This window comes from Vibrio rarus (genome assembly GCF_024347075.1).
GTDB classification, from domain to species: Bacteria; Pseudomonadota; Gammaproteobacteria; order Enterobacterales; family Vibrionaceae; genus Vibrio; species Vibrio rarus.
Map to the genome: position 1 here is coordinate 994,583 of NZ_AP024900.1, position 14,004 is coordinate 1,008,586.

10 protein-coding genes are annotated in these 14,004 nt (G+C 44.6%); 7 read left to right on the forward strand and 3 right to left on the reverse strand.

The features are described from left to right. The first annotated feature begins 8 nt into the window (after window positions 1-8). The 3 genes from lpoB (at window position 9) to OCU56_RS04740 (ending at window position 3,027) form a co-directional block, all read left to right on the forward strand. Window positions 9-599 carry a penicillin-binding protein activator LpoB gene (lpoB, locus tag OCU56_RS04730; RefSeq protein WP_261874384.1) on the forward strand — a complete coding sequence of 197 codons (591 nt, stop codon included), beginning with the start codon at window positions 9-11 and terminating at the stop codon, window positions 597-599. Between the two features lie 258 nt (window positions 600-857). Beyond that, on the forward strand, window positions 858-1,397 hold the full coding sequence (gene ycfP / locus OCU56_RS04735) for an alpha/beta hydrolase YcfP (RefSeq protein ID WP_261874385.1): 540 nt from the start codon (window positions 858-860) through the stop codon (window positions 1,395-1,397). Between the two features lie 340 nt (window positions 1,398-1,737). Continuing rightward, the gene (locus OCU56_RS04740; protein ID WP_261874386.1) at window positions 1,738-3,027 is read left to right on the forward strand and encodes an NAD(P)/FAD-dependent oxidoreductase; all 1,290 of its coding nucleotides are present in this window, start codon (window positions 1,738-1,740) and stop codon (window positions 3,025-3,027) included. A gap of 149 nt (window positions 3,028-3,176) precedes the next feature. On the opposite strand, the gene OCU56_RS04745 is transcribed toward OCU56_RS04740, so the two are convergent. Then, window positions 3,177-3,953, reverse strand: coding sequence for a peptidoglycan binding protein CsiV (locus OCU56_RS04745; RefSeq protein WP_261874387.1), 777 nt, complete (start codon window positions 3,951-3,953; stop codon window positions 3,177-3,179). A gap of 163 nt (window positions 3,954-4,116) precedes the next feature. Next, window positions 4,117-7,572 (reverse strand): transcription-repair coupling factor, encoded by a 3,456-nt coding sequence (gene mfd, locus OCU56_RS04750; protein WP_261874773.1) that lies wholly within the window; start codon window positions 7,570-7,572, stop codon window positions 4,117-4,119. A 226-nt stretch (window positions 7,573-7,798) separates the two neighbouring features. Between mfd and lolC the strand changes: the two genes are divergently transcribed. The 3 genes from lolC to lolE are packed head-to-tail and all read left to right on the forward strand — an operon-like array spanning window position 7,799 to window position 10,936. Further along, a complete protein-coding gene (gene lolC, locus OCU56_RS04755; RefSeq protein WP_261874388.1) occupies window positions 7,799-9,007 on the forward strand; it encodes a lipoprotein-releasing ABC transporter permease subunit LolC in 1,209 nt (402 codons plus the stop codon). Next, on the forward strand, window positions 9,000-9,695 hold the full coding sequence (gene lolD / locus OCU56_RS04760; RefSeq protein ID WP_261874389.1) for a lipoprotein-releasing ABC transporter ATP-binding protein LolD: 696 nt from the start codon (window positions 9,000-9,002) through the stop codon (window positions 9,693-9,695). Before lolC ends, lolD begins: the two co-directional genes overlap by 8 nt. Next, a complete protein-coding gene (gene lolE, locus OCU56_RS04765) occupies window positions 9,692-10,936 on the forward strand; it encodes a lipoprotein-releasing ABC transporter permease subunit LolE (protein ID WP_261874390.1) in 1,245 nt (414 codons plus the stop codon). Before lolD ends, lolE begins: the two co-directional genes overlap by 4 nt. Before the next feature lie 179 nt (window positions 10,937-11,115). On the opposite strand, the gene OCU56_RS04770 is transcribed toward lolE, so the two are convergent. After that, window positions 11,116-11,643: a DUF2062 domain-containing protein gene (locus tag OCU56_RS04770; RefSeq protein ID WP_261874391.1), complete on the reverse strand. Its 528-nt coding sequence runs from the start codon at window positions 11,641-11,643 to the stop codon at window positions 11,116-11,118. 17 nt (window positions 11,644-11,660) lie between these two features. Between OCU56_RS04770 and OCU56_RS04775 the strand changes: the two genes are divergently transcribed. After that, on the forward strand, window positions 11,661-13,988 hold the full coding sequence (locus tag OCU56_RS04775; RefSeq protein ID WP_261874392.1) for a DNA internalization-related competence protein ComEC/Rec2: 2,328 nt from the start codon (window positions 11,661-11,663) through the stop codon (window positions 13,986-13,988). Window positions 13,989-14,004 lie beyond the last annotated feature (16 nt).

Sequence of the window (14,004 nt, forward strand, 5' to 3'; positions counted from 1 at the left end):
GAAATATGATGAAAAAAAGTGTAATTGCGTTGCTAGGCTTAGCTGTCATTCTTGGTGGCTGTTCTAACAAAGTGAACTACGGTGATGCTCAAGCCGTCGAAACCACCACAGTAGATTTTGGCTCCACTGATCTACAAAAGATTGCAGCAGAAATGGTCGATAGCATGCTGACTTCAGGCTCAGTAGCGGCCATCACCAAAGATCAGCGTCCAATCGTATTTGTAGAGCGCATTAAAAACAAAACCAGTGAACATATTGATACGGAGTCTATTACCGATTCTGTGAGCACGAAAATGCTCAACTCTGGCAAGTTCCGTTTTGTGGATATGGATCGTGTTGAGTCTGTACGTAAACAGCTTCAATTCCAAAATAATGATCAATTGGTCGATCAAAGCAGTGCTATTCAGTTTGGTAAAATGGTCGGCGCTCAGTACATGCTGTACGGCAACCTTTCAAGCATAGTGAAAGAAGCGGGCAGTGATAAAGACGTTTACTACAAAATGACCATGCGTTTAATGGATCTGAAAACCGGTTTAATCGAGTGGGCTGATGAAACTGAAATTCGTAAGCAACAATCAAAAAGCTTATTAGGACTGTAAATTAAGTCTTAGCGTATCGAGGCCAGTCATTGTGACTGGCCTTTTTTGTTTGTTCGATTTGTGCTTTTGATCTTAATGTGATGGCTATCATACTCAATATTTTATTCATTACTTGAAGTGGCTCAAAAAATGCGTGCAACAATTGTCATAGTACAGCGCCTAATTAATAAAATACGTGTTAAATTTAAATGAGTAATAATGATTATAACGGTGGTAATACCCTGACCACTGATTGCCAGTATTGACAAGGAAGGCTCCATGATTATCTATCTTCACGGCTTTGATTCAACAAGTCCTGGTAACCACGAGAAAGTGATGCAACTGCAATTCATTGATGATGATGTCCGTTTTATTAACTACAGCACTTTGCATCCCAAGCATGATATGGCGCACCTTTTAAAAGAAGTGCATAAAGCGATGGAGTCCTCAGACGATCCCAATCCCATTATTTGTGGGGTAGGCCTAGGGGGATTCTGGTCAGAGCGCATTGGATTTTTGTGCGGCATTAAGCAGGTAATGCTGAACCCTAATTTGCACCCAGAGCGCACTATGCAAGGACGGATCGATCGCCCTGAAGAGTATGAAGACATCGCCACCAAGTGTGTGGAACAGTATCGAATTAAAAATAAAGACCGCTGTATGGTGATCTTATCTAAGCATGATGACATTCACGACAACAGTGTCACCAGCGATGTGCTTGAGGATTATTACCCTATTATTTGGGATGAACATGAATCGCATAAGTTCAAAAAAATCTCGCAACACTTACAAACAATAAAAGCGTTCAAAAATGAATAACATGCCTTTGTGGTAAATGTTGACGCTTTTAAGCAAAAAAGAAACCCCGGATGATTCCTATTCATTCGGGGTTTCTTTTTGTTTGATATTTATTCATGCAATCAATATCAACATGATAAATAGGGTTATTTTGTCATTGTTAGTTGCTCAGTAAGACAATTTGGATATAATGCCATTAAATAAATTGATTTAGATCAATAAAAAATGAAAGGTGTCATCAAGCACCTCAAGCAAAATGTGAACATAGAGTGTCGTTTATATCCCTCACTCAGCCTATTTTTTTAAACTCGCCTTTGCGGGTTTGTAGCAAAATTTATTATTTGTATCAAGGAGTGTTGAAATGGCACGTATCATTATCGTAGGCGGCGGCGCTGGTGGATTAGAACTAGCAACCAAGATGGGACGTAAGTTCAGACGTAATAAGAATACCAGTGTGACTTTGGTGGATCGCAAGACGAGTCACCTTTGGAAACCGCTGCTACATGAAGTGGCCACTGGCTCTTTAGATGCTGGTGTGGACGCGCTGAGTTATCGCGCACATGCGAAAAACCATGGCTTTGATTTTCAAATGGGCAGTCTAAAAGATATTGATCGTGAACGTAAAGTGATCATTTTAGATGAGCATAAAGATGCTCATGGCGAACTGCTGATCCCAACACGAGAGTTAGAGTACGACTACCTAGTTATGGCCATCGGCTCTACATCCAATGACTTTAATACCCCTGGGGTACGTGAAAATTGTATTTTCCTTGATAGCCCAGAACAAGCGCATCGTTTCCGCGAAGAAATGAACAATCAATTTTTAAAACTGCATGCACAACCGATTAAAGGTCAGGTAGATATTGCCATCGTAGGGGCGGGGGCGACTGGTGTTGAGTTATCTGCTGAGCTTCATAATGCGGTTAAAGAACTACGCAACTATGGGTTTGGCGATCTAGATTCTAGTAAGTTGAACGTGAGCTTAGTAGAAGCTGGAGAGCGTATTTTACCTGCATTACCACCGCGTATTTCACAAGCGGCGCATCAAGAGCTGACCAAATTAGGGGTTAATGTACGCACGGCGACTATGGTTACCTTAGCGGATGAAAGTGGCCTAACCACCAAAGATGGTGAGAAGATCCCTGCGCAAATAATGGTCTGGGCCGCAGGCATTAAAGCCCCTGACTTTATTAAAGATATTGCCGGTCTTGAGACCAACCGTATTAACCAACTGGTTGTTCAGGACACTTTGCAAACCACCCGTGATGAGAGCATCTTTGTTATTGGTGATTTAGCCCAGTGCACGCAAAAAGACGGTAAATTTGTGCCACCTCGCGCTCAAGCGGCACACCAAATGTCCAGTCATGCGTACCGCAATATTTTAGCCATGATGAACAATAAACCGTTAACTGCTTATGAATACAAAGACCACGGCTCTTTAGTATCACTGAGTCGCTTCTCAACGGTAGGTAGCTTAATGGGCAACCTAACAAAAGGCTCTATGATGGTCGAAGGGCGTATTGCTCGTGTGGTGTACATTTCGCTATATCGAATGCATCAAATGGCTCTACATGGGGTGATTAAAACGGGTTTGATGATGCTGGTAGGTCGTATTAACCGCGCATTGCGTCCTAACTTGAAGCTACACTAATTAACGGATCATTCTAGGTTTGTTAAAACACTTGATAATGGCATTGCCGTTTTGAATGTAGAACAACGACTTATTAAAAAGGGGGAGATGGCTATGCCATCTCCCCCTTTTTAATATAAGAACCTAATATCTAGGTGTCTAATGGGTGTCTAATGGGTGACTTTTCGAACTTGAATGATCATGCCCATTAATGGGTTATCTAAGTAGTGCGTTTCACCACTGCGCATACGGCGCTTTTGATCCATGCGGTAACTTTTCAAAAAGGTTTCTTCTACTTTTTTCGGTGATACTTGCTGTAGATTGCCTGCTTGGACATTGTCAGATTCCGTATCCGCTAATACGGCAAAGTTTTCACTTTGTTTCAGTTCATCAGGACTCTTTTCGGTAAAGGTAATACTGCGAACGCTAGGCTCATGTAAATTGAGCTGAGTTTCTGCAAATAGATAGTGCTGCACGTAAACCTGAATAGTACCGTCTAACTCATACACAGGAGCATGTTTGCTAGAGGCAGGGTGGTCTGCACTGATCTTTGAACCATCGGCATTAAAGGTTTTTGAAAAGTCTTTGCCTGCTTGAATGTGGAACTTAGGGGAATAGGCTTTACTATGATCCACTTGACGCCACGCCTTATGAAACAGCACTTCAAAGCCGGCGTGTCGTTTGAGAACGTCACGCTCTTTAAGCAGTTTATAATGGTCATAAGAGAGCATTTGCGCGCCTTTTTTATGACGATAATGAGCATTGCTGAAAGGCTGCGAGCTGGAAAAATCAATTTTTTGCAACTCATTAGGCCAAGACTCAGCCGTTTTTTCTGGATCAATTGAACGCTTGAAAATTAGGACTTCAATGTCAAATTCTCTCTTTTGAGCTTGTGCGAATGTAGGAATCAGCAGCAGCATCATCAATAGAGGAATAAATTTTTTCATTTTGGCTCCATGGCTTATCAAAGGCCGTTATCTTTACGAATACTTTGAGGTTAACACTGTTAGATGCCAAGGTTACTATGAGTAAATGCATCTTGAAAGAGTAATATGTTCTCAGATTTACGCAGTATAGCAGAGATCATTCCCTGCTCACTGACCGCGCGGTTTATGCCAGTCGATTTTGTGCGAACTGCTCAACTAATTGTTTTACATATGCCACTCGGTCTCGACGGTCAACTAAGCTTTGTTTGAATTTTATTTTCGTGGGCCCTTCCATGGCAAATTTATCCGACTGAGACTGCAACAGTTTAACCAAATACATAGGGTTAATGTCCGCATCAGGATAAAACTCAATATAGCCCCCTTTGTCGTGTGCTTCTATTTTATCCACTTTAATTTCCGCCGCTTGCAACTTAATCTCGGAGATTTGCAATAGATTTTTGGTGGCGTCAGGCAGTGGGCCAAAACGGTCAATAAGCTCTACTTTCATCTCAATTAGTTGGCGGTCATTGGCGACACTAGCAATGCGCTTATACAGAGATAAGCGGGTGTTAATATCTGGGATGTAATCATCGGGAATTAAGGCAGGTAAGCGCAGCTCAACCTCAGTTTGCTCGCGCAGTAAGTCATCTAAAGAGGCTTCTTTTCCTTCTTTAAGTGCTTGTACTGCTTGCTCTAGCATTTCCATATAAAGGGTGAAACCTATGGAATGAATTTGACCACTTTGATCATCCCCGAGCAATTCCCCAGCGCCACGTATTTCTAAATCGTGGGTGGCCAGAGTAAAGCCGGCGCCCAGATCTTCTAATGAGGCAATCGCATCAAGGCGCTTAGCCGCATCTTTACTGATGGCTTTAGGGTGAGGCGTGAGCAAATAGGCGTAAGCTTGATGGTGAGAGCGGCCCACACGACCACGCAATTGGTGTAACTGAGCTAAACCTAGGTTGTCAGCACGGTTCATGATGATGGTGTTTGCAGTAGGGACATCGATACCCGTTTCAATGATAGTGGTACACACTAATAAATTGAAACGCTGATGGTAGAAGTCATTCATCACCGATTCTAATTCCCGTTCACGCATTTGTCCGTGTGCTATGGTCACCCGAGCTTCAGGGATCAGCTTGCTAAGATCTTCTGCCACCTTGTGTATGGTATCCACTTGATTATGCAAGAAGTAAACCTGACCACCACGCATGATTTCACGCAATATCGCTTCGCGGATGACCGCATCATCACTTTGACGAACAAAGGTTTTAATGGCCAGACGACGGGCAGGAGGTGTCGCAATGATCGATAAGTCACGCATACCACTCATGGCCATATTTAAGGTACGAGGGATAGGTGTGGCGGTTAAGGTGAGAATATCCACATCGGCACGCATGGATTTCATTTTCTCTTTTTGACGAACCCCAAAGCGGTGCTCTTCATCGACAACAAGTAAGCCAAGATCGGCAAATTTAATGTCGTCTTGCAGCAGTTTATGGGTACCGACAATAATATCTACTTTACCTTCGGCGAGATCCGCTAAGATCTGCTTTTGCTCTTTGGCACTTTTGAATCGAGACAACACTTCTACGCGCACAGGAAGGTTGGCAAATCGATCTCTGAAGTTTTCAAAATGTTGCTGGGCAAGTAGGGTCGTTGGCACCAAAACTGCCACTTGTTTGGCGTTGTCGGTACACACAAACGTGGCGCGCATGGCCACTTCTGTTTTACCAAAACCTACGTCACCACACACCAAGCGATCCATTGCCTTGCCTTGGCACATATCAGATAGTACCGCATTGATGGCCTGTTTTTGATCATCGGTTTCTTCAAAGGGGAAGCCCGCTTTAAAGTGCGCATACTGCTCGCGATCCAATTTGAATTTATAGCCAGGTTTGAGCTCTCGCTTGGCGTAGACATCCAGCAGCTCTGCCGCGACATCACGGACTTTTTCCGCTGCTTTACGGCGCGCTTTACTCCAAGAGTCACTGCCTAATTTATGCAATGGGGCACTTTCTTCAGCGCCCCCAGAATAGCGGCTGATTAAATTGAGTGAGGAGACAGGCACATACAGCTTTGCATCGTTAAGATATTGAAGAGTCACGTATTCTGTTGTGATGCCACCGGCGTCTAACGTTTGTAAACCAAGGTAACGACCAATGCCGTGGTCGAGATGCACTACAGGTTGGCCCGGTTTGAGCTCCGCTAGATGGCGTATAACCGTATCGCTATTAACCGCACGTTTGTCTTTTTTGCGCGTTTGCATGACGCGATCGCCAAGCAAGTCACTTTCGCAAATAAGTGCAAAGTCGGGATTGGCATGAATAAAACCGTGCTCAGATGAGCCAAGAATCAGTGAAAAGGGGTCATTACTGGCTAATGCTGCGTCAATTCCGGACACTTCTTTAGGTAAAATCTTCACCGGAGCGAGCAACTCTAACAGCGCTTCTCTGCGCCCTTGAGATTCGACTGAAAAAATAATTTTTCCGTTGTAGCTCTCGCTGAACTTTCTTAATGCCGACATCGGCTCTTTAGTTTGAGGACTGGCCGCTAATGGCGGCAGAGCGTCAATGTCGAGATTGGCGCGTCCGGCTTTGTCAGCGGTGGTTGTTTGGCTTAATTTTACTTGTGGCCACTGTTTAATGGAGGCAAACAGTTGGTCTTTTTTCATCCACAATTCGGCAGGCTCTAATAGTGGACGTAATGGGTCCACTTTTCGTTGCTGGTAGCGATAGTCCACATCAGCAAGGAAGGTATCAACTGCTGGTTCAATATCCCCAACAGAGAGTAATAGCGTCTGTGGGGGCAGATAGTCAAACAGAGTTTCTGTATGGTCAAAAAACAGTGGTTGCCAATATTCTATGCCCGATGGCCAAGTGCCTTTTGATACCTGCATATAAACGGATTCGGGCTCACGGCGTGCATCAAATTTCTGTCTCCAACGAATGCGGAAATCTTCAATAGCTTCTGCATTGGATGGAAACTCATGGGCAGGTAACAGACGAATTTCATTAATATCGGCAATAGAGCGTTGGTTTTCAGGGTCGAAGGTACGGATGCTATCGATTTCATCATCAAAAAAGTCAATGCGATAGGGATCACTGCTGCCCATTGGAAATAAGTCCAATATCGAGCCACGACTGGCGTATTCTCCGGGACCAAATACTTGGTCAACATTGCGATAGCCTGAATTGTCTAATTGCAGTCGTAATTTTTTCAAAGAGAATCGATCACCCGCTTTCACCATCAACGTATGTTGCAGTAAAAATTCTCTAGGGGATTGACGTTGCAATAGCGTGCTAATAGGAACAATGGTGATACCTTGTTCTAAGGTCGGCAATTGATAAAGCGTGGCGATACGATCGGAAATAATATCTTGGTGAGGAGAAAAATTGTCGTAGGGCAGTGTTTCCCAGTCAGGAAACAGCGCCACATTCACCGAGCTAAATTGCTCAATTTCCACTTGCAGTTTCAAAGCGGTTTGTGGGTCACTCACAATGACTAACGTTGGGTGCTGATGCTGCTTGGTTAATTGTGCTATCGCCATGGCCAAAGAGGCACCTTGTAGATTACCAAGCTGTTTTTTATCTCCAGCTTTGGTTGCGATAGGTAAAGCAAAAAGTGACTGGTTATCCATATGAGTGTGAGATTCCAACATAAGTGTTCTGCGTATAATGTATCTGATTATCGTCAACCCAGTTCGGTTTATCTATCAATAACGCATCAAAATAGGCTGATTGGTGGTGCGATTGCTCAATTATTGACGTTTTATGAATTAATCTCTACAAAAACAGTGGCAAACACTACTCGAAATAACGATTAGTGGTTACATTAATGGCACTGTTACTATTTTTTGGTTGGTTATGTTTCGACCTGTTTCACTTTATATTGGCTTGCGTTACCTCAGAGGTCGTTCTGGGGATCGATTTAGTCGATTCGTCTCTTATATGTCGACGGCGGGAATTACCATAGGCGTATTGTCCTTAATTACGGTGTTGTCGGTAATGAATGGCTTTGAAAGTCAGCTAAAAGGACGGATCCTTGGGGTTCTTCCTCAAGCCATTGTTGCGGATGCCTCTGGCAAAACGGTGCGTACCGAACACGCACCTGATTTTATTACTTCCTTACCACATGTTGTGGAAACGGTGCCGATTGTTTCGAGTGAGGCGGTACTGCAAAGCCCTGCTCATTTAGCCGCGGGGCAATTAATTGGTATTGAAGGACGACCGGATGAACCTTTACGGCAGTTTATGCTATCTGGACGTGTGGATTCACTGCAAGCAGGAAAGTATCACATATTAATTGGTCATACCTTGGCTCGACAACTCAAAGTTCATCAGGGTGACAAGGTACGTTTAATGGTGACCAGTGCCAGTCAATTTACCCCTTTAGGGCGTATTCCAAGTCAACGCAATTTTACGGTGTCAGGGATATTTAATACTGGTTCAGATGTGGATGCTCAGCTAATGGTCACTCATATTGCGGATGCCGGGCGCTTGTTAAAAATGAACGCGCAACAAATCACCGGCTGGCGATTGTATTTAGACGACCCTTTTGCTGTGTCTGAATTATCGTCACTCTCATTACCCGATAATTGGCGTTGGCAAGATTGGCGTGCTCAACGGGGTGAGTTATTCCAAGCGGTTAAAATGGAGAAAAACATGATGGGTCTGATGTTAGGGCTGATTGTGGGTGTGGCTGCTTTCAATATTATTTCCGCACTGATTATGGTGGTGATGGAGAAACAAGCTGAGGTGGCCATATTAAAAACCCAAGGCATGAGTAAACAACAGGTTATGGCGCTGTTTGTGGTACAAGGTGCCAGCAGTGGTGTGGTTGGCGCTGTCCTTGGTGGTGTGCTTGGTATTCTCATCTCCAACCAATTAAATGCAATATTACAAGCACTGGGTGCGTCTTTATACGCATACGGTGGTCAGTTACCTATCTTAATTGATTACAGCCAAGTGCTCTTAGTTGTGGGCCTTGCTGTCACCTTGAGTGTGGTTGCAACCCTTTATCCATCCTACCGAGCTGCATCGGTGAAACCCGCCGAGGCGTTAAGATATGAGTAATTTACTAGAGTGTACTGATCTAAATAAAACCTACATGGAAGGCAGTGTCGATACGCAGGTGCTGCGTGGCGTCAGCTTTACCATAGGTCATGGGGAACTGGTGTCTATTGTGGGCAGTTCCGGCTCAGGAAAGAGTACTTTATTGCATATTTTAGGTGCATTAGATGATGCAACTTCTGGGCAGGTGCGTTTCAACGATCAAGATCTTGGGGCATTGAGTAGCAATCAACAGGCCAAGTTACGCAATCAGCATTTAGGATTTGTGTATCAGTTTCATCACCTATTAGCCGATTTTTCCGCATTAGAGAATGTGGCGATGCCTTTGCTTATTGGGGGTAAAAAAAGTGCCGAAGCCAAGCAAGCGGCCAAAGAATTATTGGTTCGTGTGGGGTTAGAGCATCGTTTAGATCATCGTCCGTCTGAATTATCGGGAGGCGAAAGGCAAAGGGTCGCCATTGCCAGAGCGCTGGTGAATGAACCTTCTCTAGTACTGGCGGATGAGCCAACGGGGAATCTGGATTACACCACGGCACTGGGCATTTATGACTTGATGCGCGAGCTAAATCAGAAATCCGGTACGGCATTTTTGGTGGTGACTCACGATACAGAGTTGGCCAGTAAGATGGACAGAAAAATGCACATGCAAGATGGATTATTAGTACCGTCACAGGAAGAGGTTACGCAGTGATGAGCACTTTATCTCTATTTATTGGTAGCCGATTTAGCCGAGCTAAACAGCGCAATAAAATGGTGTCATTTATCTCTTTATCCTCAACTCTGGGTATTATGGTCGGTGTGGCGGTGATTATTATTGGCCTTTCGGCGATGAATGGCTTTGAAAGAGAGTTGCAAAACCGTGTGTTATCCGTTGTGCCTCATGGTGAGTTTTCTGCCGTAAACAAGCCATTACAAGATTGGCCACAACTGGTAGAAAAAATAGAGCTGCAACCTCAAGCGTTGGCCGCCGCGCCGTTCGTAAAATTCACAGCCCTTGCTGAGAAAGGGCATCATTTAAAAGCGCTGCAAGTGAGAGGAGTGTCCCCCGAACTAGAAAGCCATATTTCTAGTCTGTCTAAATTTGTTGAAGGGGAGGCGTGGCAACATTTTACCGCCGGCTCTAAACAGGTCATTTTAGGGCGAGGTATTGCTGAGAAGTTAGCGGTGAATGTGGGCGATGGTATTTCACTTATGATCCCCGTTGCGTCAAAAAATGGCCGCACTCAAGCCCCTAAACGAGTGCGCCTACAGGTGAGCGGTATTTTCTCTCTTGGAGGACAGTTAGATCACTCTTTAGCGTTGATACCTTTGCAAGACGCGCAGGCTTATTTATCCCTTGGGGATACTGTGAGTGGTATTTCCGTGAAAACCAAAGATGTCTTTAACGCGCAAGAGTCTATGCGCATTATTGGCGCCCATTTACCTGTGTACGTATATATCAACAGTTGGAAGCAGCAGTTTGGCTACATCTATAGAGATATCCAAATGGTCCGTACCATTATGTACTTGGTGATGGTGCTGGTGATAGGCGTGGCCTGTTTTAATATTGTATCGACGCTAATGATGGCGGTGAAAGATCGCGCCGCTGAGGTGGCCATTTTACGTACCATGGGAGCCTCGGACTCGCTCATCAAAGCGATTTTTATGTGGCAAGGTATTTTATCGGGTGTGTTGGGGGCTGTTGCCGGCAGTGTATTGGGCTTATTAGTGGCTTTAAATTTAACCTCTATTGTTAAAGTGGTTGAACATCTAGTGGGACATCAATTCTTGTCTGGTGATATTTACTTTGTGAACTTTTTACCCTCACAAGTAAACCCTATGGATGTGATTTTAGTTTCCGCTACTGCGATAGTACTGAGTTTATTAGCCACTTGGTTCCCGGCACGTAAAGCGAGTAAACTAAACCCTGCCAGCGTACTCAGTGCGAAGTAATTGACGGCGGTTGGTGTGATACCATCGTACTAAATAACGGGTCATTCTAGCTTGTTAAAATACTCGGTAACTGCGTTATGTCTGATCACATACTTAGTGTGATGGTATGATTAAAGAATTAAAAAAGCGTTGCTCATAGAGCAACGCTTTTTTTATGTCTAAGTTTGTATAAGAGTGAGCTACTTGGTAAATGGGTTCAGCTTAAGCTGTCTTTTCTTCCAACTGCGTACTACAGAGTAACGCCACAAAGCTCGAATACCAAAATAACCTAATAAGGAACTGACCACGGCACAAATAGCACAACCGAGTAAAAATGGAGGACCAATAGTCGACATTTGTGATACTAGGTAGTTCCATGACAATTCAAAGTGGAACGATTGAGCGGGCAATTGCATTACCCAAGCCCCTAACTTATAGGCCAAATAAAACATAATAGGCATGGTAATGGGATTACTTATCCATACCAGAGCAACAGACAGAGGCAAATTAACGCCAAAGGCAATGGCTAACCCTGCTGCCATAATCATTTGGCTTGGTAGTGGTACAAAACACATAAATAAGCCAACGGCAAATGCACCAGAAGCTGAACGTCGGTTTAACACCCATAGATTTGGGTTGTAGAGTAAATTACCGAAAATCTTAAGCGCTTTTTGACGTTTAATCAGTTCATGGTCTGGCATGAAGCGTTGAATAAATTTTCTAGGCATAAGGGAAAACAGCTCTCTTGCTCGGTAACTGGAATTTAATTTCATTCTCAGCGACGATTGTCGCAGCAATGTATTGGCACACGCTTCCTGAATTGAAGTGGCTGGTTGTTATACTCGCCATGGTGTTGCTCTGTTGCCGATGTAAGGGGTTAAACTGGACCTTAGGTCTGTGTTTGGCATCAGCAGTTAGTCTAGTACAGAGTCATATCTTTGTAAGAGACGTCAACACGTTATTCAATTGCGCTGGAAATATTACCATAAATATTCAGCTAAACAGCACATTTAGAACAAATCTTTATTTTTCAAATTCAGTAGTTGAAGTCTTAGAGGTGCAAGGATGCGATGCACCTGTATCAGGGCAATTATTGTTGAAAGTGCCCATCGAATTAGCGCATCAGATGCAGCTTGGAGAAACTTGGCAGGTGTCGGCGAAGATAAAACCTATCATAGGTTTACTGAACGAAGCCGGATTTGATGCGGAAAAACATTATTTTTCTCAGAGAGTGATAGCACAAGGGAAAGTGCTGGAGGTCATCAAGAAAATCGAGTCGCCGAACCTTAGAGGTCGCTGGTTTGCTCAGATTTATCAACAAACGCAACAGCTTGAATCACAACCTCTGTTATTGGCTCTGCTCTTTGGAGAGCGGTCGTTCATTGACAAAGAGCAATGGCAGGATTTAAAGCGAACGGGACTGGCGCATTTAATTGCCATATCGGGTTTACATATAGGATTGGCGTATGCCGTGGGCTGGTGGGTTGGGCATCTGATCCGTATTGCGGTGCCTAGTGGCATGTGGTTGCCACTGTTATCGGCCGTTACCATGGCGGTCTTTTATGCTTGGCTTGCAGGGTTTAGTTTACCCACCCAGCGGGCTTTGGTGATGTGTGTAATTGGCTCTGCGGCTTTATTGCTAGGGCTACGTTGGAGTCGCTGGCAGGTGCTGTGGTTAACGCTAGCGATTGTGTTAAGCATGTCGCCCATGTCAGCACTCTCTTCCAGTTTATGGCTTAGCGTTGGGGCGGTGGTGGTGATTATCCTTGCCTTAGAGAGCTTAACACAATGGCCGCCAGCACCTGCTAGGCATCAATCCTCTGAGATAAAGTCGTTGCCTATTCATTCCCCACCGCGGCCACAAAGAACGGGCAGCGCGTTGCTAAGTGCCTTACACCAAAAATGGCGCGCCTGGCTCAGGGTACAACTGTTTTTGAGTTTAGGACTGGCTCCAATTTGCGCTTGGTTTCTTGGTGGCGTGGCATGGTTATCTATGTTGTTTAATGCCATGGCGATCCCGCTAGTGTCTTTGTATGTTGTGCCACTGTTACTGGCAGGGATTATGCTCAATGAAGTGTCACACTCACTGGCCATGCTGCTATTTGGTTTGGCAGATAGGGGATTGGTGCTGTTGCAAGATGTGGTGGCTTTCAGTCAAGGGTACACTTTGTTGTGGTGGCAAGCGACACGCACACAAATAGGGCTGATGGTGCTGTTGTTTTGCTTAGTGTGTTTGCGCAAAAAATTAAGGGTAGTCGTCGCATCAATGAGTGTCATGGTGTTGGTTGCTGTGGAATTTTATGCATATTCCCCGCAATGGCGATTAGATGTCTTGGATGTGGGGCACGGCTTGGCGGTGTTGATTCGCTCAAATAATCGCGCCGTATTATACGATACTGGAGCTCATTGGGGAGACAGTGGCATGGCAGAGTTGGTGGTGGAGCCCGTTATTCGCAATAAAGGCACTCAATTGGACGCGTTGTTTATCAGCCATTGGGATAACGACCACCAAGGAGGGATGGAGTATCTGCTAAGACGTTTTTTACCTAAAGAGGTGTTCAGCTCTCAGCGAGATGGGCAAACCAGCCCTTGCATTCAAGGGCAATTTTGGTGGTGGCAAGGGCTCAGTTTTCAAATGGTGTGGCCACCGCAACAAGTGAGGCGCGCGTATAATCCTCACTCGTGTGTGATTCGCATTTCCGATGGGCAGCACTCGGTGTTGCTTACCGGAGATATTGACGCTGTTGCGGAATACCAGTTAGCTCATATGTCATTGCAGTCGGATGTGGTTATCGTGCCTCACCATGGCAGTAATACGTCATCAACCATGCCTTTTGTAAGGAACACAGCAGCGGATTGGGCAATTGCTTCTGTAGCCAAGCAAGGGCGGTGGTCACTTCCTAGCCACAAGGTCATTCATCGTTATCAACACATGCGCAGTAAATGGCTTGATACAGGAGAAAAAGGTCAAGTTAGCGTCTATTTTTTAGATAGTGAATTAAAGATTGTTACTTTACGTAGTCCACAAACTGATGCTTGGTATAGGAAGATTTTGCGTAACAGAGTAGAATAATAGGTAACTAAATAAA

What these genes read in the sequence shown, in the direction of transcription:
- lpoB (WP_261874384.1), top strand. Translation starts at nt 9, where the DNA reads ATGAAAAAAAGTGTAATTGCGTTGCTAGGCTTAGCTGTCATTCTTGGT.
- ycfP (WP_261874385.1), top strand. Translation starts at nt 858, where the DNA reads ATGATTATCTATCTTCACGGCTTTGATTCAACAAGTCCTGGTAACCAC.
- OCU56_RS04740 (WP_261874386.1), top strand. Translation starts at nt 1,738, where the DNA reads ATGGCACGTATCATTATCGTAGGCGGCGGCGCTGGTGGATTAGAACTA.
- OCU56_RS04745 (WP_261874387.1), bottom strand. Translation starts at nt 3,953, where the DNA reads ATGAAAAAATTTATTCCTCTATTGATGATGCTGCTGCTGATTCCTACA.
- mfd (WP_261874773.1), bottom strand. Translation starts at nt 7,572, where the DNA reads ATGGATAACCAGTCACTTTTTGCTTTACCTATCGCAACCAAAGCTGGA.
- lolC (WP_261874388.1), top strand. Translation starts at nt 7,799, where the DNA reads ATGTTTCGACCTGTTTCACTTTATATTGGCTTGCGTTACCTCAGAGGT.
- lolD (WP_261874389.1), top strand. Translation starts at nt 9,000, where the DNA reads ATGAGTAATTTACTAGAGTGTACTGATCTAAATAAAACCTACATGGAA.
- OCU56_RS04770 (WP_261874391.1), bottom strand. Translation starts at nt 11,643, where the DNA reads ATGCCTAGAAAATTTATTCAACGCTTCATGCCAGACCATGAACTGATT.